We start from the raw sequence: 21,592 nt of genomic DNA, 5'->3' as shown, positions 1-21,592 counted from the left end.
TCAGTCCTTACCTTATATGTAAGTCTAAAATCTTTCGAATCTGGAAAAAAATGTCTGATCATAAAGCCAACGAACAAAACTCACTGAATATTCTGGAAGATCTCGTCGCCAAAGCTTTGGCAAGCGGTGCCGATGGCGTGGATGCTGTTCGTATTCAAGGATCTTCTACCAGTATTTCCTATAGGCTGGGCGAAATCGAAGAAGTGGAAAGCTCGCAGGCGCATGATCTTGGCCTACGTGTTCTCATTGGCAAACAGCAAGCATTTGTCTCCTCAAATGATAGCAAAGAGGAACTTCTCGATGAGCTTGTAGAGCGGGCAATTGCAATGGCTAAAAATATGCCTGAAGATCCGTATTGCTCATTAGCGGATCCAGAACTTCTCGCAACCGACATTCCAGAACTTGACCTCTATGACGGCACTCTGCGGTCAACCGAAGAGCTTGCGAAAAGCGCAGCCGCAGCGGAAGAGGCTGCACGCTCGGTAGATGGCATTACAAACTCGGAAGGAGCTTCTGCTTCTTTCGGACATACATCAGTAGCTCTCGCCTCCTCCAATGGGTTTAGAGGAACATATTCAGGTTCCAGCTACTCAGTTGGTGTCTCTGTCATCGCCGGTGAGGGCACGTCGATGGAACGTGACTATGACTATGACAGCAAGAGACATTTCAGTGATTTAAAATCCCCTGAAGAAGTTGGCAGAAGTGCTGGTGAACGAGCGGTTGCCAACCTGAACTCACGTAAAATGCCTTCTGCACATGTTCCTGTGGTCTACAGCACTCGTGTTTCAGGAAGTCTTCTTGGGCATTTCGCAGGGGCAATTTCCGGTGCGGCCGTGGCTCGCGGAACCAGCTTTCTGAAAGACCATATGGATAAGCCTGTATTTGCAAAAGGCATTAATATTACTGATGATCCTCACCGCATACGTGGCATTGCATCCAAGGCGTTTGACGGCGAAGGCGTAAGAAACGACCGAATTGATCTCATTCAAGATGGCCACCTGACAAGCTGGATATTAAATACCGCGTCGGCAAAACAACTTGGCCTTAAGAGTAATGGCCGTGCCACAAGAGGGACATCTTCCCCTCCAGGGTCAAGCACAACCAATCTGTATATGCAGGCAGGAGATTTACCCCTTAAGGACTTGATCGCTGATATCAAGTCAGGCCTTTACATTACCAGCCTCATCGGCTTCGGTGTCAACGGTGTGACCGGCGATTACAGCCGCGGGGCATCCGGCTTCTGGATTGAAAACGGAGAAATCGCTTTTCCAGTATCGGAACTAACCGTGGCAGGAAATCTGAAGGACATGTACTTGAACATGACACCAGCGGACGATCTGGAGTTTAAGTTCGGAACAAACGCCCCAAGCTTGCGCGTTGAAGGTATGATGGTGGCAGGTACGTGACACACCGATTTGCGACCGAACTGCAGGAGCTGAAATTTTCAGTGCGCGCAGCCGGGAAAATAGCCCTGAAATATTTTCATGGCGAGGTAAAAAGCTGGGATAAAAATCCCGGCGATCCGGTTAGTGAAGCTGATCTTGAAATTGATGCTTTCCTTAAAGAGCATTTATTGACCGCCCACCCGGATTATGGTTGGCTATCCGAGGAAACCGCCGACGATAAAGATCGGCTGACGAAAAGCCGCGTGTGGATAGTTGATCCAATCGATGGAACCCGATCATTCATCGCGGGAAAGCCTGAATTTACGATATCCGCAGCTCTTGTCGAAGAGGGTAAACCCGTTGTTGCCGCCCTCTTCAACCCCGTCACTGACGAATTTTTCGAGGCGGTAGAAGGACAAGGCTCCCGCCTAAATGGCCGTAAACTTGAATGCGGAACCAAAACCGATCTGACCCGTATTAAGTTGCTTGCAAGTCGTAAGGCTTTTGAATGGCACAAATGGTTAAACGAAGTCCCGGGCGCTGAATTTGACCATTTGAACTCAATTGCCTATCGCATAGCCGTGGTTGCCAATAAGGCTTTTGATGCGTCTCTTTCACTTTCGGCCAAAAGTGACTGGGATATAGCCGCCGCAGATCTCATTTTATCTGAAGCTGGCGGCATCACAACTACGACAAAGGGGGAAAAGCTGATATATAATCAGGAACGACCGCTCCATGATACGGTAATCTCCTGCGGCGCTTCATTACATCCGCCTTTGATGACATTGCTCGCTGACTTTATCCCGGTTCACAAACGCAAATAACCTGCCCTAGTTTGACTGTTTTAGCAGTAGCTCCGGATCAAGCCTTTCCTTAAACCAGTTTAATCGCCAATCCAGATGGGGCCCACTTGAGCGCCCTGTAGAGCCAACCTCGCCAATGGCCTCACCCTGTTTCACAAATTGCCCTGCTTTCACATACAATTTGGACAGATGAGAATATACCGACACCAATCCAAATCCATGATCAATCATTATGGTGCCGCCTGTGTAGTATAAATCTGCTTCCGCCATTCGGATGAGACCGTCAGTTGAAGCGATAACTTTCGTGCCTGTGGGTGCCGCAATATCAAGCCCATAGTGAGGTCGCTTTGGGATTCCGTTTAATACCCGCTGGCTTCCAAACACACCACTTATTCGCCCCTCAACCGGCAGCACCCAACCTGAGGCAAACCAGTTTTCGTTTGTATCAATGCTTCTAATTTTGGCAATTTCCGCATTCTCCGCACGAATTCGGGCTAAAAACTTGTCACTGGGTGTGACCTTGGACGGAGGGAGCCCGTCTATTCGCTCTACCTGATACTGTCGCTTTTCAATTTTCAACGGTTTGAGAATTTCACGCCCGTCCCGAAACCTGACCTTCAGAACTGCTTTGGAATTAAAATCGCGGCCAAAACCAAAAACAAACTGACCCTCTTCACCCACACGGACTGGTCTATCATCCAACCATATTTGAGTGCCCGGCAAAGTTTTTCCAACGACAAGGCCACCCTGAACAAAATCACCATTCAAAGTAAGCTCACGTGCAAGCGGACTTGCGACAGCCCAAAAGGACAACAACGTGATCAGGTATAATAACTTCCTCATAATAAAGTACCCTGATCAGGCTCGGATCTTTTCGGCTTCGAAGCCCTTTTAGGCTTCTCTGCTGCTACGGTTTTGTCTGTGAATAGCAAATGCCTGTTACCATCTGAAAACTCGGCAATGGCAGACAAGCCTTCACTGGCCTCACTCGCACTCTTGATCACTCGGCCCTTTTCATCCTTGATAATACTGTAGCCACGCGAGAGCACTTTCTTAAAAGAAAGGCTTTCCAATAACCGGGCATTTGATTGAAGGCGATCATTCGCTCTTGAATTTATGACACTAACCGCCCTCAGCATTCGCCCGCTGAAACTATCTATGCGCTCCAGATTTTGCGTGATACCGCGACTGAGCAACTCAGGGCGTAAAAGGCCTGACAGGCCAGCGAAAGCTTGCTGACGAGATGTAAGCTGATTTCTCATGCTGCTTTGCAGTCGATTGTCCAGATGATCCAGATGCATGATTTTGTCCTGCAGCATGGATTGAGGGTCTCTTAACCCCCTTGCCAGATTTCTAAGCCTGTCTCTCTTGTCTTCAATTAACCGAAGCAGACCGCGGCGAACACGCCTGTCCAAGTCATCAGTGTAGGCCAATAGTTCTGATCGGACAGGGACCGCCATTTCTGCCGCCGCTGTCGGAGTTGGCGCCCGTTGATCCGAAACATAGTCAATTAAAGTGGTATCCGTCTCGTGACCCACTGCGGAAATCAAAGGAATGCTGCTCTCAGCCGCCGCACGAACCACTTCTTCTTCATTGAACGCCCATAAATCCTCAAGACTGCCGCCACCTCTTGCGACAATGATCAAATCGGGACGCGGAACATCTCCCTCCCCTTCGATCGCATTGAAACCGCGAATGGCACCGGCAATCTGACTGGCCGCGGTTTCACCCTGCACCAAAACCGGCCACAAAAGCACGTGAGTTGGAAATCGATCCCGAAGCCTGTGCAGAATATCACGAATGACCGCACCTGTTGGCGAGGTCACAACACCAATCACTTTTGGCATATAGGGGAGCGGTTTTTTTCTCTCCTGCGCGAAAAGGCCTTCCGCTGCCAGTTTCTTTTTACGCTCCTCCAGCAACGCCATCAACGCGCCAACACCTGCTGGCGCCATACTGTCAATGACGATCTGATACTTTGAGCGACCGGGATAGGTCGTCAATTTACCTGTGCAAACAACCTCAAGACCATCCTCAGGCCTGAAGGATAGTTTCGCAGCAGACCCGCGCCACATAACGCCATCCAAAACAGCTTTGTCGTCTTTCAGGGTCAAATATACATGCCCTGAATCAGCCTGCTTCAACCCCGAAATTTCCGCCCTTACACGAACATGCCCAAACTGATCCTCAACTGTTCGCTTCAAAGCGCCACTTAGTTCCGAAACAGTAAATTCATGAGCATTACTGCCCGTACTGGTAAATTCTGACACGACCTGCTTATACCCTGTTTTTATCGCCTGACTCTTATGCTACAAACTTATTCGCTCATGTCGAGACTAGGATTTTAGAAAAATAGCGCGTCATAAAATGAATGTACTGGTAATTGGCTCTGGTGGCCGTGAACATGCCCTTTGCTGGGCGCTTGGCAAGTCTTCTCAAATTGGCACTCTATTCTGTGCACCCGGTAATGGGGGGATCGCTGAATTCGCACAATGTATTTCACTGAATACTGACGATTCTGATACCGTGATCGAATTCTGCAATAGCAACGATATTTCCTTCGTTGTTGTCGGACCCGAAGCACCCCTCGTTGCAGGTCTTGTCGATGATCTGACTGCCGCAGGGATTGCGGCCTTCGGCCCCCGCAAATCAGCGGCAGCGCTGGAAGGATCGAAAGGGTTTATGAAGGACCTGTGCCGCGACTATAACATTCCGACCGCCACATATGAGCGTTTTTCTGACGCCGGTAAAGCCAAAGAATATTTAAAAACACAATCCACTCCTATCGTCATCAAGGCTGATGGTATTGCAGCGGGCAAAGGCGTGATTATTGCCCAATCGATGGCAGATGCTGAGAAAGCGGTCGATGAGATACTGGGCGGAATGTTTGGGAATGCTGGTGCGGAAATTGTAATTGAAGAATTTATGCAAGGCGAAGAAGCCAGCTTTTTTGTACTGACAGATGGCACGCATATACTGCCGCTTGCAACCGCGCAGGATCACAAGCGGGTTGGGGATGGTGACACAGGCCCCAATACAGGGGGTATGGGGGCCTATTCACCCGCTCCAGTGATGACTGACGAGATGGTTGAACTGACCCTTGAACGTATTATTAGACCGACGGTCAAAGCGATGGCGGAGCAAGGGTGTCCATACACAGGTGTCTTGTATGCCGGCCTGATGATTACCGCTGAGGGCCCCAAACTCATAGAATACAACGTCCGTTTTGGTGATCCAGAAGCTCAGGTTCTGATGGCGCGTTTAAAAAGTGACTTACTACCTGCATTGCTGGCAACAACAAACGGCCAGTTGAGTGATATCACATTGGACTGGGCAGATGACGTTGCAATGGTGGTTGTGATGGCTGCAAATGGGTATCCTTCATCTTACAAAAAGAATACCGAAATTAAGGGCCTGGACAAGGCTGCCACTCACGACGATGTTTACGTTCTGCATGCGGGCACCAAGCGAGATGGTGAAAAAATTCTCGCAACCGGCGGCCGGGTATTGGGCATCACATCGCTTGGATCTACTGTTACGGATGCTGCTGGCAAAGCCTATGCCGCTATAAAAGACATTGAGTGGCCAGATGGTTTCTGCCGCTCTGATATCGGCTGGAGAGCCATAGAACGGGAAAAACAAAAATAAAGAAAGAGGAACCTATGACTGACAGTTCGGCACAGTTTTCCGGAACGATGGAAGTGCAGGAAACACACAAGCTTGATGAAACTGCACTCAAAAATTATCTGGAAAAAAATATCGAGGGTTTTTCTGGCCCCTTGGAAGTACGTCAGTTCAAAGGAGGGCAATCCAACCCTAGCTACTTCCTGATCACACCGCACAAAAAATATGTCCTTCGAAAGAAACCGCCTGGAAAATTACTTCCCTCCGCCCATGCGGTGGATCGCGAGTATAAAGTCCTCTCTGGTTTAAGCGGAAGCGGAGTACCGGTACCGAAAACATGGTGCCTGTGTGAAGATGAGACAGTCATCGGGACCATGTTTTATGTAATGGATTTCGTCGATGGGGATATCGAGTGGGATCCGGCTTTGCCTCACTTTACAAACGATCAGCGTGCAGCGGCATTTGACTCCATGAATGCTTCAATCGCGCGGTTACATCAAGTAGATTATAAAGCAGCCGGTCTGGAAGACTTTGGAAAACCCACAGATTATCTGGCCCGTCAGATAAATCGATGGACCAAACAGTATAAAGCTTCTGAAACCGAAACCATTCCAGAAATGAACAAACTCATGGAATGGCTCCCTAAAAACATTCCTGCAGGTGATGAGACATCCATTGTCCATGGTGACTATCGACTGGATAACACAATCATAGACCGCGACACCAAAAAAGTAATTGCGATACTGGACTGGGAACTTTCCACCCTTGGTCACCCACTCGCTGATTTCTCTTATCACTGTATGACTTGGCGACTTGAGCCAGAACTCTTTCGCGGACTTTATGGGCTTGACCTCAAGTCCTTGGGAATCCCGGCAGAAGAAGAATATGTGCAATTATATTGCAGCCGCACTGGCCGCAGCGAAATTCCCCATTGGGATTATTATATGGCATACAACATGTTTCGCCTCGCTGCTATTTTACAAGGGATTATGGGGCGTGTTGTAGACGGCACTGCCAGCAGTCAACACGCGGTTGATATGGGTAAAAAAGCCAAGCCTCTTGCCAAGAAAGGTTGGCAGCAGGTAGAGTTAATCCTAAACAGATAACCCAATAGCGAAAATAACAAAAACGGGTAGCATTATGTCAGACAATTCGGAAGTGACTCCGGTAAGACCGGCGCATGTATTTAACGAAAGCAACCTGTATCAATATATGCAGGAAAATGTAGACGGATTTAAGGGTCCGCTCACCGTCAGCCAGTTTGAAGGCGGCCAATCCAACCCCACATTTTTATTACATACTCCGGATCAGGAATATGTGATGCGCAAAAAACCACCTGGGGTCCTTTTGCCGTCCGCCCACGCGGTTGATCGCGAGTATCGGATCATGTCCGCCTTGCAGGATACTGACGTACCGGTTGCCAAGACATATACACTCTGTGAAGACGATGACATCATCGGAACACCTTTCTACATTATGGAAAAGGTGGAAGGGCGCATCTTGCGAAAGCCTGAACTTCCGGGTATGGAAGCTGATGAACGAGCGGCCATTTACGATGCCATGAATGACACATTGGCTAAAATGCATAACGTCAATATTGAAGCCGCCGGACTCTCTGATTTTGGTAAGCAGGGCAACTATTTTGAACGCCAAATCGGACGTTGGACCAAGCAATACAGAGCTTCGGAAACGGAAGAAGTGCCAACGATGGAAAAACTCATCGAATGGCTCCCGGAAAATATGCCCAAGCATCTGGAAAATACCATATGCCACGGTGACTATCGTCTGGAAAACATGATTATTCACCCAACCAAGCCTGAGGTTGTCGCTGTTCTTGACTGGGAGTTATGTACTTGGACATCCTTTGGCTGATCTTGCCTACAACTGCATGACCTATCACTTTATGCATCCCGTCTCAGGTGGACTGGTAAATACAAACTATGCAGAAAGCGGAATACCATCAGAGCAGGCGTATATTGATGCATATTGCAAGCGCACTGGACGTGACGGAATTGAAAACTGGCATTTTTACATCGCGTTTTCTTTTTTCCGTTTGGCCGCGATTGTTCAAGGTGTCTACAAACGCGGTCTAGATGGGAATGCTAGCTCCGACAAAGCAAAAACATATGGGGCATTCGCCCGAATGCTAGCTGATTTGGGCGCAAAGAATATTCTCAAAGCAGAAAAGAAAATCTAAAAGACAAGAGCCGGAGAAATCCGGCTCATTTGCTCTCTGCGTCCTTTACACGCAGGTCCATCCAGTTTTGCAAACACTCACCTTTGCTCATTACGGTATCGGCTGCAGCCCCAAGCCCCTGAATACTGGGTAAACCGGTAGATAGCGCCATTTCCTGTGTAAGCCATTCACATGGATCAAGACTTTCATATTTATATTGGAAGCCAATCGCAACCAGAACTAATGCTGCCACGATCCAACCTGCTGTCTTGAACATTCTATCACCTAGTTAAACAACGCCGAAGTAGCGATTGTATATAAGAGCCACCCGGCAGATGCAAAGAAAAAGCCCCGGTTTATTGCCGGGGCTTAATCTAAAGTTCAATTTTGACTTCTTTATGCGCTGCCTAGCGATATTTTTTCAGCTCAAGACGTGCGATCTGGTTACGATGAACTTCATCAGGACCATCAGCAAGACGCAGTGTGCGGGCTCCGGCATACGCAGCGGCCAGACCAAAATCGCTGGTAACGCCACCACCGCCATGCGCCTGAATAGCCCAATCGATGACTTTACAAGCCATGTTCGGTGCTACCACCTTGATCATTGCAATCTCAGCCTTAGCTTCTTTATTGCCAACCGTATCCATCATGTACGCGGCCTTAAGAGTAAGTAGGCGAGCCTGTTCGATCATCGCGCGCGATTCTGCAATGCGCTCCAATGTTACGGTCTGCTCTGAAACTTTTTTGCCAAACGCAACCCGATTTTCAACCCGATTACACATTTTTTCCAACGCACGCTCTGCTACACCGATCAGCCTCATGCAATGGTGAATACGTCCCGGGCCAAGCCGTCCTTGTGCAATTTCAAAACCACGCCCTTCACCGAGAAGGATATGATCCGCAGGTACGCGCACATTTTCGAAATCAACTTCCGCATGCCCATGTGGCGCATGATCATACCCAAAGACAGGCAGGAACCGGCGGATTGTAATACCCGGTGTTTCCATCGGAACAACAATCATTGATTGCTGTTTGTGTGTAGGGGCTGTCTTGTCAGTTTTACCCATAAAAATGAGAACTTTACAACGCGGATCCATCGCACCGGAAGTCCACCATTTTCTGCCATTGATGACATATTCATCGCCGTCACGCTTGATATCACTTTCGATATTCGTCGCATCAGATGAGGCGACCCGTGGTTCTGTCATAGCAAATGCAGACCGAATTTCACCGGCCAGCAATGGCTCCAGCCATTTCTTTTTCAGCTCTTCGTTCGCATAGCGTTCAAAGACTTCCATATTACCTGTATCAGGAGCGGAACAGTTGAAAACTTCAGGCGCAAAATGTACACGGCCCATGATTTCGCAAAGCGGTGCATATTCCAGGTTTGTGAGCCCGGCCCCGCGGTCACTTTCCGGCAAAAACAGATTCCAAAGACCCGCGGCTTTAGCCTTCTCTTTCAACTCTTCAACAATTGCTGTTGGTTGCCAACGATCACCTTCATTAACCTGCTCTTCAAAAATTTCTTCGGCAGGGTAAACATGTTCGTCCATAAATGCCTGCACACGTGCCTGCAAATCTTTCACTTTGTCTGAATATTCGAAATTCATAAGACTCCCCTTTTATTGTTTTTCTTTTTTCGATTTTTTCTAGCGTCGTGACGCAAAGAATTCCTTTAGCAGTCTACCTGCTTGTGCCTCACCAATGCCACCATAAATTTCAGGTTTATGATGACATGTTGATTGGTCAAAAATTCTGGGACCATGCTCCACACCGCCTCCTTTGGGATCAAAAGCCCCAAAATACAGGCGACGGATACGTGCAAGTGAGATTGCCGAAGCACACATTGGGCACGGCTCCAGTGTTACATACATATCGCAATCAACCAGACGCTGACTACCCACCATTCCCGCAGCGGCCCGAATGGCCAGCATCTCTGCATGTGCTGTTGGATCAAATCTGCCAATCATCTGGTTGCCTGTCTTTGCAACAATTCGACCGGTTTTGTTATCCACTACAACTGCCCCGACAGGAACTTCACCGCGTCTGGCGGACAGTTCGGCGGTATGCAGCGCCTCTTCCATGTAATTTGTCAGTTCAAAATCCATGACGCAAAGTGACCCGACAAAGAACTTACGTCAAGATGTAAGCTTGGCAGAATTATTTTGGACAAATCGCTTCTTCTATTGAGTTGAAACTGGAGGAGGCTTAAAAGAAAGCATGAAAAAACCGATTATTGGCATCACCCTCGATTCTGAAAACCCTGGTGGTTATTCCAACATGCCTTGGTATGCCCTGCGCCAGAACTATGCAGATGTCATCACACAAAGTGGCGGCATACCAATGCCCCTTCCCCATGAACCTGATCTTGCTGGCACTTACGCTGATGTAATTGATGGACTGGTTGTCACCGGTGGGGCATTTGATGTTGACCCGGCTATGTTTGGAGCGACATCGCGACATGATACGGTCATAACGAAAGATCGGCGTACCCAATTCGAAAAATCTGTAACGATCGCAATGCTGGAAAAGAACAAACCAGTGTTAGGTATTTGCGGTGGGCAGCAGTTGCTACATGTAATTTTGGGCGGAACACTGATTCAACACATCCCGGATGAAGTTGAAAATGCTTTGCCGCATGAGCAACCCAATCCAAGAACCGAAGCCGGACATACAGTTGCTGTAACACCGGGCACACTTTTGCATCAGATCGTCCAGGAAGATACACTTCCAGTTAACAGTGCGCATCATCAAGCGGCGAAAGACATTTCGGAAAATATTACCGTAAATGCGATTGCGCCTGATGGTGTAATAGAAGGTATCGAAGATAGCAGATACAGGTTCTGTTTGGGTGTACAATGGCACCCAGAGTATTTAATTTCTCAAGGGGATCGCAAAATTTTCGACGCCTTTATTAAGGAGTCTTCTGTATAAATGACTGAAGAGACATCCAAAAAAGAACGCATTGCGAAACGAATTGCCCGAGCAGGCTTGTGTTCGCGCCGCGACGCAGAACGCTGGATCGAAGAAGGTCGCGTATCACTCAACGGAAAAATTTTGACATCCCCCGCTGTAACGGTTGATGACACTGACAAAATTATAGTTGATGGGAACCCGCTTCCGGAAAAAGAGCGCCCTCGTCTTTGGCGATATCACAAACCCGCAGGTCTTGTCACAAGCCATCGAGACGAAAAGGGTCGCGATACGGTTTTTGACAAGCTGCCTGAAGATATGCCTCGTGTAATATCCGTAGGACGCCTTGACCTTAATTCTGAAGGTTTGCTCCTGCTCACCAACGATGGGGAGCTGGCTAGACGCCTTGAATTGCCTGCAACGGGTTGGAAGCGCAAGTACCGTGTACGAGTTCATGGCCATCCAAAAGAGCATGAACTACAGAAATTAGCCGCGGGCGTCACAATCGAAGGAATTCGCTACGGGTCCATCGAAGCTGTTCTGGATAGCACAAAAGGCGCAAACTCTTGGCTTACAATCTCCATTCGTGAAGGCAAGAACCGCGAGGTCCGTAAAGTTATGGACCACCTGGGATACCCGGTCCTCAGGCTCATTCGCGTGTCCTACGGTCCACTGCAGCTTGGTGAATTGGAAGAAGGAGCAGTTGACGAAGTAAAATCCAAAATCCTCCGGGATCAGATGGGCGTGGAAAAATTTGAAGAACCCGCCAAACCTGCACCACCCAAAAGCCGCAAACCGAGCTTGCAGGGAAAGGATAAAGCCACTCGTCAACCCAAGCAGGCTCGCTCAGGTTCGATCAAACCATCAGGAAAAGCTGCCGGGAAAAGCGCCCCTTCCAAATCCAACACCAAAGGTGGGGCACCAGCAGGCAAAAAAAACAACAGCCGGACCAAAAACTTTAAAGCTGGACGCCGCTAATGCGCATCGTTGGAGGGCAGAATAAAGGTAAGCGCCTGCAGCTTCCCGATGACAAGCGGATACGCCCTACAGCGGATCGAACGCGTGAAGCCCTATTCAATATATTGGCTCATAGCTCAGACTATCGGACATCCAATGGCCCTGCACCAATTGGGATGAAGGTCCTTGATGTTTTCGCGGGCACTGGTGCTCTGGGGATTGAAGCGCTCTCTCGCGGTGCAACGCATGCAACTTTCATGGATAATCACCCGGATAGCCTGAAGTTAATAAAATCGAATGTTGCCTTGATCGGGGCCCAGCAAAAGGCGAGCATTCTGAACAGAAGTGCCATCTCACCCGGAATGGCAGCCGCACCAGTAGATCTCATCTTGATGGACCCGCCATACCAACAGGATTTGGCTGCACCTACCTGCAGGCACTGTTCGAAAATGGCTGGATTTCAGATCACACCATCGTAGTCGTCGAATTAGCAGCCAAGGAAACCCTTCCTCAAATAGCCGGTCTGAATCAGATGCAACCTCGTAAATACGGAGCTGCTAAACTGATTTTTCTGCATAAGGCAATCGCTTAACTCACCCTTGATTTATATGTTTGTATTTTTCGATCTGCAGCGACAATAACTCAAGCCGCTGTTCAAAAGGTGGAGGGGACGAAGTATCCAGCAACGGTGTGGCTAGGGGGTCGAAAGCGGTATTCTGAAATTCGAAAGACAGACTGGCCCGCTCATTTTGTGCCTGTTCTGTATACGTCCCGCCAAAATGCAATACATCCTGCGGCCACCCAAGCACCGATCCTGCGGGGGCAGGCAATGCGGTCGCTGCTTTCAACATGTCCTCTGCTTCAATGCCGGCTTTTTGCAAAGCTTTCTCTTTTGGATATTCAACGACGTGCATACAGCCATTCTGCTCATCAACATCAGTGAGAGGAATCCAGAGAGATAAACTCATAAGCAGGCGATCTTCACCCATATCAAACACAGTCTGCGCATCGCAATCCCGATGGATTGGCCATCCTTGTTCTCCTGCAGATGTCAGATGCCACGCCCAGAAATTAGGAAGCAACGCATACTGCTCTCCCAAGATATAACTCAGCAGTGTTTTGAGCTTTTCGAACAAAAACCAGGGTTGATCATAGAGGTAAATATAGACTGGTGGGATTGAGTGATCTTTCAAACACCGCATGCCATTCAATATTGGGGCGATCTCTTGACGCTCAAATCGCCCGGGCACAGAAAAATAGCCCCGCTGATGAAGGCCTGCGGCAATCTGTTCGAGCTCATTTTCATCAAAAGACAAACACGGATCGCCAAAGGGCGTGCCTATTGTCAAATGAGGACAAATTTTTAACCAATCCTCTGGGGCCGTCCTAGACATTCTGCCCCGCGACAAAACCAGAAGACCAGGCCCACTGGAAGTTATATCCACCTAAAAAACCGGTCACATCAACAGCTTCACCAATAAAATAAAGCCCGGAAACTTTCTTAGCTTCCATGGTTTTTGAACTGATCTCGGAGGTACAGACCCCTCCGACAGTTACTTCAGCTTTGCGATATCCCTCTGTGCCATTTGGCTTGATAATGACCTGCTTGATCGCGCTATCTACTTTTCGAAGCAACTTATCAGAACAGTTTCCAAGCTCCGGAATGGGTTCAATTTTCTCCAAAAGCTTTTCAACCAGTCGATTGGCAAGATATTGGGAAAGAATTTTTCGAACACGGCCTTTTGGATTTTCCTTGCGCGCAGCCTGTAATAGCCCCAACACATCTTCATCCGGCAGGAAATCCAGATGCACCACATCCCCTTCTTTCCAGAAAGAGGAAATTTGTAAAATCGCAGGCCCGCTGACCCCGCGATGAGTGAAAAGCACATTCTCGCGAAAGCTTGTTTTCCCAATTTTGGCGACGACATCGGCAGAAATACCAGTCAAACCTGCGAAACGCTCCAAATCAGGTGCGTCAAATGTAAACGGGACAAGACCCGGGCGAGTTTGCGTCACCTTCAGGTCAAATTGTCTGGCAAGGCGGTAGGCAAAATCATTTGCCCCCAGTTTCGGGATTGATAATCCTCCGGTTGCGACAACGACCGCATTTGAGGTCACAGCTTCAGGTCCTGCATTCACGACAAACCCCGATTTTTCAGAAGCTTTTACGCTCTTCACAGCGCGATCACAATGAAGTCTGACCCCAGCCTTCTCAGCTTCACTGAGGAGGAGATCGATTATATTTTGTGAGCTTTCATCGCAGAAAAGCTGTCCGAGTTTTTTCTCGTGATAGGCGATGCCATATCGCCTGACCAATTCAATAAAATCTGACTGGGTGTATGCTCTTAACGCGGATTTACAAAAATGGCGATTGTCAGACAAATAGCGGTCAGGAGCAGCGAAAAGATTGGTGAAATTACAGCGCCCACCGCCGGAAATAAGAATTTTTTTGCCAACCTTGTCTGCTTGCTCCAGCAGCAAGACCGAGCGTTTTCGTTTGGCGGCTTCGATAGCGCACATCAGCCCTGCAGCTCCGGCACCAATAACGACTACATCATACTCCGCATCAGTAAAATCAGACATCTATCGGCGCCCAAAAAGCTTTTCAATATCAGATAGTTGCAACTCCACATAGGTAGGTCTTCCATGATTGCATTGACCCGAATGCGGTGTGACTTCCATCTCTCGCAGCAATGCATTCATTTCATCAATGGACAACCGCCGTCCAGCGCGAACCGACCCATGGCATGCCATCGTCGCAAACACATCATCCAGTCGATCTTTCAAGGCAAGGGCGGTATCAAACTCTGCCAAATCGTCAGCTAGATCCTGTATTAAGCCTTTGACATTGCATGTGCCAAGTAAGGCCGGAGTTTCCCTGACCACGATCGCGCCCGGACCGAAGGGTTCAATCACCAGCCCCATTTCCGCAAGCTCTTCCGCCCGCTCACACACGCGTTCAGCCGCCGCCTCGTCAATTTCGATGACATCCGGAAGCAAAAGCATCTGCCGCCCAACAGATCGTTGGCTATAAGCCTTTTTCATCCGCTCCATTACCAATCTTTCATGAGCAGCGTGTTGGTCGACGAGCACCATACCATTCTTTGTTTGAGCGACAATATAGGTTTCATGAAGCTGCCCGCGTGCGGCCCCGAGCGGATAAGTCTGAAAATCCCCTTCACTGGCTTGTGCAGATTGCTCGGCACCATAATCCCGCGCTGATGGTGCCATCGGCTCCGTGTTCTGCGCTGGCGAAAGTGGTGCCTGATAGGCGCTTGTCTCTTCCGCTAAATGGGACTGTGTGTTGCTATTTGGACGAACTTCCGCCCAATTCCCCATACCGACAGGTCTTGAGGGTCTGCTCTGCAGATTAAGCTGCTCAAACGCAGGATTGTTTTCAGTGCGAAATGCACCCAACGCTTGATGTCCTACCGTAGACGAAGCTCGATGTCCGTTCGCCGCAAGAGCGTTGCGCAAAGCGCCAATTATCAATCCCCTGACACCAGCAGAATCCCGGAAACGAACTTCCGCCTTTGCAGGATGCACGTTCACATCCACCTGATCAGGAGGCAACTCCAGAAAAAGAGCGAGGAGCGCATGACGGTTACGAGCAAGCAAATCCATATATGCAGCGCGGATGGCTCCCGTGAAGGTTTTATCTTTAACAGGCCTGCCATTTACAAACATAAACTGCATATTTGCGTTTCCACGGTTAAACGTTGGAACACCCGCATAGCCTGTCAGCACAACTCCATTTCTCTCAGCATCAATTTTTAAAGCATTCTCTGAAAACTCGCGCCCCATGATTGCGCCAAGGCGATCCAACCACGCCTCAAACAAATCTCCTTGCGCTGCAGATACTTTGAGCGCGGTTCGCTTTTCATCAGAAAGTGAAAATGCAATTGACGGATAGGCCATCGCAAGTCGGCGTATTACGTCCAGCGCTGCACCAAACTCCGCGCGCTCAGACTTTAAAAACTTCAAGCGAGCCGGCGTTGCATAAAAAATATCGCGCACCTCAACATGAGTTCCCGTCGACATGGCTGCAGGTTCCACCGAACCTTTTCGCCCTCCCTCCACCGACAGTTTCCAGGCGTTATCAGCATCCGCAGTTCTGGTCGTGATACTCATTCTGCTGACAGAAGCGATTGAAGGAATAGCCTCCCCCCGAAACCCGAGATGCTGGATATTTACCAAATCTTCGTCCGGGAGCTTGGATGTCGCATGACGCTCAAAACAAAGCTCCAACTCTTCAGGTGTCATTCCTTTGCCGTTATCCTTGATCGATATCAAAGAACGACCACCTGTACGCATCAATACGTCAATTCGATCGGCTCCGGCGTCAATTGCATTTTCCACCAATTCCTTAACCGCGGATGCAGGCCGTTCAACAACCTCGCCTGCTGCAATCTGGTTGACAATATTGTCCGGCAGTTTCCGGAGTGTCATTCCTCACCCTTTAGATACATTTTCGTCAGTTTTTTCCCCTGCTCAACAGCAGGCTGATCGAACGGATTAACGCCAATCAGATGACAGGTAATAATTGTTTCCAGCATAAAATGCATCAATAATGCACCAATTGTTTTCTCATCAAGTTTATCGATATAGATACATCGTAAATACTTCCCCCGATCAGCCAGAGTTTTGGCCGTCGCATGAGCTTCTGCTTGCACAACATCGCTGATTTTATGCCCTTTCAGATAATCAAGCGCTGGTATGCTGTCTGCAATTTCAACATCCATAAGGGGGCTTTTATCGACTTCCCGATTAATGATGAGCGTGAAATATTTGTCATTTGGTCCATCCAGCCATAGTTGCAATTGGCTATGCTGATCAATGGGGCCGAGGGCATTGACAGGTGTCGTGCCGCGTCCTTCCTTGCCAATACTTTCTGCCCATAGCTGCCGATACCAATGAGTAAATGGCTCCAACTGCTTGGAATAAGGCATTAACACATTCATTTTCGCACCGCTGATCTCAGACAGCGCATGTGTCATGGCCGCAGACACCCGCGGATCAGATTCCGGGTTTTGCAGCGTATCTTCTAAAACTTGGCGCGCACCTTCTCTCACCGCCCACATGTCAATGCCCGCAATTAACGCAGGCAGCGCCCCTACCAGTGAAAGACCCGAATATCGCCCTCCAATATCAGGATCATGATCCAATCGCTCAATCCCCCATTTATCAGCAATATACCCAAGCGGATTATCTCCGGGCTCACATATGGCAATACATTGATTTGCAACAGCTTCTGCGCCCCCATCCTTATTGAGCGCTTCAATTACCATGAGTGTCTGAGCCATAATTTCAGGTGTCGTACCTGATTTTGAAATCAACAGAAAGCGCGTTGATTTCAACCTCTTGCCACGCAAAAAGGGTTTCATAACGTGATAATCGAGCGTATCCCAAAAGGTCAAATACGGCTCATCATCGCGATCTCGTAAATTGACAAGCACCTGTCCGCCAAGCGACGATCCACCAATTCCCACCACAACAAATCGATTAAAGCTTTTGTCCTTTACAAATCTGTGCTGTGAGAGCCTCTGTAGGTCATCCGTTTGAAACGGAAGATTTAGCAGCGGCAATCGCCCTTTTTCCTTGAGCATTTGTAGCGACGACACAACTGTTTCTGTCTGCGCAAGTGATTTCATGAATGCAGTTCGCACCCAATCCTGCATGCCTCCGCCGTTTAACGAAAAGCAATTTTCAAAGGTCTGTTTGTAGCTCATGCAATCTGTCCAAGGTTTCTATAATGTGCGCGAACTTGATACCGTCTGCCTAAGCTACCAAATGCTACGAAAACTACCTAAAAATTTTTAAGGGCCTCTTCCCATTCTGCTTGGTTTTCGCCCTTTCCAACAATAGTCAGCAGTAATCTGTCTGGATCCATCAGTCTTTTGGCCACTCGTTTGATATCTTCAAGAGAAACCGCGTTAATAAGTGCAGAGCGCTCATCAAGATAGTCCATTGATAAATTACTAAATTGCATGCTTGCCATTATTCCGGCAATACGCGCATTTGACGACAATCTCAAAGCAAACGAACCATTCAAATATTTTTTGGCAGCTTCGAGCTCCCTCTCCGTTACGCCATTTTGCCTTATTTTTGTCAGTTCACTGCGAATGAGCTCAATGGCCTCTATGGTTGTCTTCTCACCGGTCCCAAGACCGCCCAAGTGAACGCCGGCCTCTTCGAAGGGAGAGAGGTAGCTATATACCGAGTACACTAACCCCCTTTTTTCCCTGATCTCTCTGTACAAACGGGATTCAAAGCCACCACCGCCAAGAATGTAGTTAAGTACATAAGCCGCATAGTAATCAGGGTCGTCTCTCAAGACCCCGTCTCCGCCAAAGACAATTACGCTTTGCGGAATATCCATGGGGATAATTTTATTGGCAGGTCCGCCAAGTTTTTTAACCCGCTCAACTTTTGGCAGACTTGCTTTTGCAGGCAATGAAGCAAATGCAGCATCAAGATACTGCACCAAATCCGCCTCGGAAATATCTCCAATCACCGCAATAACCATATTATCTCTGGCGAGCTGATTTTTCTGAAACGACTTCAAATCAGCAGGAGTTAAATTTGGAACTGTTTCCAGTGTTCCTTCTGTGGGAATTGCATATGGATGCCCTGAAAAAGCCAGCTCGAACCAAGCATCACCTGCAAGATCATTTGGATCGGAAAGTTGCCGATTTAACCCAACAAGCAGCTGCCCTTTAATCCTCTCGACAGCCTCTTCATCAAAGCGAGGTGCATTTACTGCAAGTCCGAAGAGCTCAAAAGCTTGCTCCGCATTCTTTGAAAGAGTTTTCAAACTACCACGAAACGTATCTTTTCCAGCGTCGAAGGAAAGCGAGACAGACAAATCAGAAAGCTTTTTTTGGAAAGCCTTACTGTCAAGATCACCAGCACCTTCATCAAGTGTTGCCGCCATCAGTCTTGCAAGCCCAGACTTCTCCTTGGCTACAGCACTGCCGCCCCCCTTCCATATGACTTCCATGTTCAGAATTGGAATGGTTTTTTCCTCAACAAACCATGCCTTTATTCCCCCTGGGGTCTGTATTTCTTTTATCTCCAGCGACAGGGCATGTGAGGGCAATGCTAATATCAAGAGGAACAAACAGTTGGCGAGCAATTACGGCCTGAGAATAAAAATTTGCTCATGCTTATTTCTCCTCCGGCAGTAATTTTCCTACAACAGAGGATTTCTCATCAAATAATTTGCGAGCCGCCCTATTGATCTCTTCTTTCGTCACTTCAGTAATCTGCCTTGGCCAATTGACAATATTTTCAATTTTCTCGCCACTGGTCAGTGCCGCGCCAAAAATATTTGCCGCCCCACTTACACTATCACGAGCGTAAATCGCGCTAGCCAACAATCTGTTTTTCGCTGACTGTAACTCGTCATCCCCAACACCATTATTTAAAATATCCTGAAGGATTTCCCATATACCCGCTTCTACTTGGTCAATTGTAGCGTCGCTAGCAGGTGTTCCATAAACAACAAAGATAGAGGGATCGTAAGAAGTTGCGTCATAATAAGAACCAGCCCCCGCTGCTACTTTCTGATCGCGTACCAACGCTGAATAGAGCCGACTGGTTGGACCTCCACTCAGGATTTCATTAAGGACTTCAAGCGCTCGAACCTCCTTCACATCAGCTGTTCTTGCTGATGGCGCAAGAAATGATTGTCGCCAACTTGGTTCGCGAACACGCTCGTCTCTCATTTCCACGACCCGTTTTGCGAGCTGCGGTGGCTCTTGCACTCTGATACGCGGAGGGATCTCCATCGGTTTTTGAGGGCCATAATATTTACGAGCCAACTGGAAAACGGTTTCAGCCTCTACATCCCCCGCAACAACCAATATTGCATTATTTGGAGCATAATAGGTCTTATACCAATCGATAGCGTCCTGTGTTGTCAGTTTTTCGATTTCATTACGCCACCCGATAACGGGAGTCCCGTAGGGATGAGCCAAATATTGGGCTGCGATCCACTGCTCGCGAAACAATCCACTTGGATTGTTATCAGTTCGCTGAGAGCGTTCTTCGAGTACAACTTGCAATTCTGCACCCACGGCATCGTCGTCCAGAAGCAGTCCCTGCATCCGATCCGCCTCCAACTCCATCAAAAGCGGAAGTTTATCTGCACTGGCATTCTGAAAATAAGCTGTATAATCTTGAGAGGTAAAGGCGTTATCCTGCCCACCATTTTCAGCAACAATTCGGGAAAATTCACCTGAACCTATTTTTGCGGTTCCCTTGAACATGAGATGTTCCAGGAAGTGGGCAATACCCGATTTACCGGCGGGCTCATCCGCGGCACCTACTTTATACCAAACCATATGCGTAACAATTGGGGCGCGATGATCCTCTATCACTACCACCTGCATGCCGTTTTCCAGCATGGTGGTCTTTGGATTAAACAGTGTCGGAATTTCTTCTGCTGCGCTAAGTGAGTAAGAGAAACATCCAAATACAAGAATGAGTGAGAGAATGAAGCCTGCACTTTGTGATCTGTTCATGATATCCCCGGTCTGTTTCTTTTTATAAAAGAAGCGCTCCGCCAATTTGCAAGTGTTTCTGGACGAAAAAACAAAAAAGGCGTGCACTTAAAAGTTACACGCCTGAAACAGATTATATCGGCAACTTAGTCAAAGATGCCTTCCAGCAACGCTTTCTTTCTGCGTTCAATGATCGGTGTTTCCCCGCCATCACTCGCGGAATTACCTAGCGCCGCATTTTCCTGAATACGTTTTTGCTCTTTGGTAGGATCTACCACATCCCCATAAGCTGGCTGCTTCTGCCAGAACATGACCCGCTCGATCAAGGATTTATCATCTTCCTGAAGCGCATTTGTTTCAGCATTCACAATTTCGCGAATAGAGTTATCTGCATCGACAGCATCCGCTTGCCTGAGCAATGCGAGCTCCCCTGCAGAAGTGCCTGCTTTCGCTGCTTCTTCTTGAGTTATTACACCAGGAGACGTCTGCCCGAACAATGCAGAGCGCGCGGACGAACGAGCCAACTCATCCCGAGGGCTTTTTTGTCCCGGCGCAGGTGGGCGCAAGGTGAAATCTGGTGGAATGATAAGCGGTGCTTTCGTCAGCACAGCGAATTCATCTGGTGCCTTCTTTCCGTCGATACCCAACGCTTGACGCGTGCTATCGCAGCCTGCAACAGACAGCGCCAGTGCAGAGAGCGTTAATACAGTAGTGATTTTAGCTCGAAGCGCCATATTCCCACCCTTTTCAGTTAGCTATCAGTCTTAGACGATTTTTCGTCAAAAAACAAGCTGTCGACCATCAATATAAGCACGCCACCAACAATTGCCATATCCGCAATATTGAAAGCAGGCCACCGCATGAAAATCAGGTCAAAATCAAAGAAATCGGCAACCCTTCCATAATGAATGCGATCCACAATATTCCCAATGGCACCGCCAAGCACTAGCCCTAAACCCGTGGCCAAAAACTTCCGAGAAGCCTTCAACAGCCAGACGAACAGTGCTAGTGAAACGAGAGACGAGACACCAATCAGTATCCAACGCGTCGTCGCCCCTCCCGCGAACATGCCAAAGCTGACGCCACTGTTCCACACCATCACAAGTCGGAAAAATGACGTCACCTCAATCCCGAAAGGATAATCGGCCATAACCTCTACCATGTAGAGCTTAAATACCTGATCGATGACCAATGCAACGAACGCCAGTATCAACCTAACCTTGTCGGCTT

20 protein-coding genes and 1 pseudogene are annotated in these 21,592 nt (G+C 48.4%); 8 read left to right on the top strand and 13 right to left on the bottom strand.

All coding sequences use genetic code 11. The features are described from left to right. Nucleotides 1-50 precede the first annotated feature (50 nt). Both JCM23214_RS05935 and JCM23214_RS05930 read left to right on the top strand, forming a co-directional pair. A complete protein-coding gene (locus tag JCM23214_RS05935; RefSeq protein WP_025898130.1) occupies nt 51-1,406 on the top strand; it encodes a TldD/PmbA family protein in 1,356 nt (451 codons plus the stop codon). Further along, complete coding sequence (locus tag JCM23214_RS05930) at nt 1,403-2,209, top strand: 3'(2'),5'-bisphosphate nucleotidase CysQ (protein WP_025898129.1); 807 nt, start codon at nt 1,403-1,405, stop codon at nt 2,207-2,209. The genes JCM23214_RS05935 and JCM23214_RS05930 overlap by 4 nt, the downstream gene beginning before the upstream one ends. 6 nt (nt 2,210-2,215) lie before the next feature. Here the strand turns inward: JCM23214_RS05930 and JCM23214_RS19370 are convergent, their stop codons facing one another. Together JCM23214_RS19370 and xseA are read right to left on the bottom strand one after the other, a co-directional pair. Continuing rightward, entirely contained in the window at nt 2,216-3,031 is an 816-nt protein-coding gene (locus tag JCM23214_RS19370; RefSeq protein ID WP_037492611.1) for a M23 family metallopeptidase, read from the bottom strand. Beyond that, entirely contained in the window at nt 3,028-4,458 is a 1,431-nt protein-coding gene (gene xseA, locus JCM23214_RS05920) for an exodeoxyribonuclease VII large subunit (RefSeq protein ID WP_025898128.1), read from the bottom strand. The genes JCM23214_RS19370 and xseA overlap by 4 nt, the downstream gene beginning before the upstream one ends. Before the next feature lie 97 nt (nt 4,459-4,555). Between xseA and purD the strand changes: the two genes are divergently transcribed. From purD to JCM23214_RS19365, 3 genes and pseudogenes are all read left to right on the top strand, one after another. Further along, entirely contained in the window at nt 4,556-5,836 is a 1,281-nt protein-coding gene (gene purD, locus JCM23214_RS05915; RefSeq protein ID WP_025898127.1) for a phosphoribosylamine--glycine ligase, read from the top strand. 14 nt (nt 5,837-5,850) lie between these two features. Then, the gene (locus JCM23214_RS05910; RefSeq protein WP_025898126.1) at nt 5,851-6,918 is read left to right on the top strand and encodes a phosphotransferase family protein; all 1,068 of its coding nucleotides are present in this window, start codon (nt 5,851-5,853) and stop codon (nt 6,916-6,918) included. A gap of 34 nt (nt 6,919-6,952) precedes the next feature. Beyond that, nucleotides 6,953-8,009: pseudogene (locus tag JCM23214_RS19365) on the top strand (phosphotransferase). 25 nt (nt 8,010-8,034) lie between these two features. Here the strand turns inward: JCM23214_RS19365 and JCM23214_RS05900 are convergent. The 3 genes from JCM23214_RS05900 to JCM23214_RS05890 form a co-directional block, all read right to left on the bottom strand. Next, nucleotides 8,035-8,265, bottom strand: coding sequence for a hypothetical protein (locus JCM23214_RS05900; RefSeq protein WP_025898125.1), 231 nt, complete (start codon nt 8,263-8,265; stop codon nt 8,035-8,037). Nucleotides 8,266-8,395: 130 nt separating this feature from the next. Next, nucleotides 8,396-9,598: an acyl-CoA dehydrogenase family protein gene (locus JCM23214_RS05895; protein WP_025898124.1), complete on the bottom strand. Its 1,203-nt coding sequence runs from the start codon at nt 9,596-9,598 to the stop codon at nt 8,396-8,398. Between the two features lie 39 nt (nt 9,599-9,637). Further along, entirely contained in the window at nt 9,638-10,096 is a 459-nt protein-coding gene (locus JCM23214_RS05890; RefSeq protein ID WP_037492609.1) for a nucleoside deaminase, read from the bottom strand. A gap of 112 nt (nt 10,097-10,208) precedes the next feature. On the opposite strand from JCM23214_RS05890, the gene JCM23214_RS05885 reads away from it, so the two are divergent. The 3 genes from JCM23214_RS05885 to JCM23214_RS19360 are packed head-to-tail and all read left to right on the top strand — an operon-like array spanning nt 10,209 to nt 12,337. Continuing rightward, nucleotides 10,209-10,922, top strand: a complete 714-nt coding sequence (locus JCM23214_RS05885; RefSeq protein ID WP_025898121.1) for a gamma-glutamyl-gamma-aminobutyrate hydrolase family protein — start codon at nt 10,209-10,211, stop codon at nt 10,920-10,922. Beyond that, the gene (locus tag JCM23214_RS05880; RefSeq protein WP_025898120.1) at nt 10,923-11,879 is read left to right on the top strand and encodes a pseudouridine synthase; all 957 of its coding nucleotides are present in this window, start codon (nt 10,923-10,925) and stop codon (nt 11,877-11,879) included. Then, complete coding sequence (locus JCM23214_RS19360) at nt 11,879-12,337, top strand: RsmD family RNA methyltransferase (protein ID WP_051548044.1); 459 nt, start codon at nt 11,879-11,881, stop codon at nt 12,335-12,337. The genes JCM23214_RS05880 and JCM23214_RS19360 overlap by 1 nt, the downstream gene beginning before the upstream one ends. A gap of 114 nt (nt 12,338-12,451) precedes the next feature. Here the strand turns inward: JCM23214_RS19360 and JCM23214_RS19355 are convergent, their stop codons facing one another. From JCM23214_RS19355 to lspA, 8 genes are all read right to left on the bottom strand, one after another. Continuing rightward, the gene (locus JCM23214_RS19355) at nt 12,452-13,252 is read right to left on the bottom strand and encodes a phytanoyl-CoA dioxygenase family protein (RefSeq protein WP_025898118.1); all 801 of its coding nucleotides are present in this window, start codon (nt 13,250-13,252) and stop codon (nt 12,452-12,454) included. Then, entirely contained in the window at nt 13,245-14,441 is a 1,197-nt protein-coding gene (locus JCM23214_RS05865) for a BaiN/RdsA family NAD(P)/FAD-dependent oxidoreductase (protein ID WP_025898116.1), read from the bottom strand. Before JCM23214_RS05865 ends, JCM23214_RS19355 begins: the two co-directional genes overlap by 8 nt. Beyond that, nucleotides 14,442-16,307, bottom strand: coding sequence for a DNA mismatch repair endonuclease MutL (gene mutL, locus JCM23214_RS05860; protein WP_025898114.1), 1,866 nt, complete (start codon nt 16,305-16,307; stop codon nt 14,442-14,444). It lies immediately after the preceding gene. Continuing rightward, the gene (locus JCM23214_RS05855) at nt 16,304-17,587 is read right to left on the bottom strand and encodes a phosphoglucose isomerase-related protein (protein WP_025898113.1); all 1,284 of its coding nucleotides are present in this window, start codon (nt 17,585-17,587) and stop codon (nt 16,304-16,306) included. The genes mutL and JCM23214_RS05855 overlap by 4 nt, the downstream gene beginning before the upstream one ends. 77 nt (nt 17,588-17,664) lie before the next feature. Continuing rightward, nucleotides 17,665-18,957 (bottom strand): M16 family metallopeptidase, encoded by a 1,293-nt coding sequence (locus tag JCM23214_RS05850; protein ID WP_199899343.1) that lies wholly within the window; start codon nt 18,955-18,957, stop codon nt 17,665-17,667. A gap of 67 nt (nt 18,958-19,024) precedes the next feature. Further along, nucleotides 19,025-20,383, bottom strand: a complete 1,359-nt coding sequence (locus tag JCM23214_RS05845; RefSeq protein ID WP_037492960.1) for a M16 family metallopeptidase — start codon at nt 20,381-20,383, stop codon at nt 19,025-19,027. A 125-nt stretch (nt 20,384-20,508) separates the two neighbouring features. Next, entirely contained in the window at nt 20,509-21,096 is a 588-nt protein-coding gene (locus JCM23214_RS05840; RefSeq protein ID WP_025898107.1) for a DUF3035 domain-containing protein, read from the bottom strand. Between the two features lie 17 nt (nt 21,097-21,113). Continuing rightward, nucleotides 21,114-21,575 (bottom strand): signal peptidase II, encoded by a 462-nt coding sequence (gene lspA, locus JCM23214_RS05835; protein WP_025898105.1) that lies wholly within the window; start codon nt 21,573-21,575, stop codon nt 21,114-21,116. Between the last annotated feature and the right edge of the window lie 17 nt (nt 21,576-21,592).

It is taken from the genome of Sneathiella glossodoripedis JCM 23214 (assembly GCF_000616095.1).
Lineage (GTDB): Bacteria > Pseudomonadota > Alphaproteobacteria > Sneathiellales > Sneathiellaceae > Sneathiella > Sneathiella glossodoripedis.
This window is presented reverse-complemented; position numbering and strand designations above follow the sequence as displayed.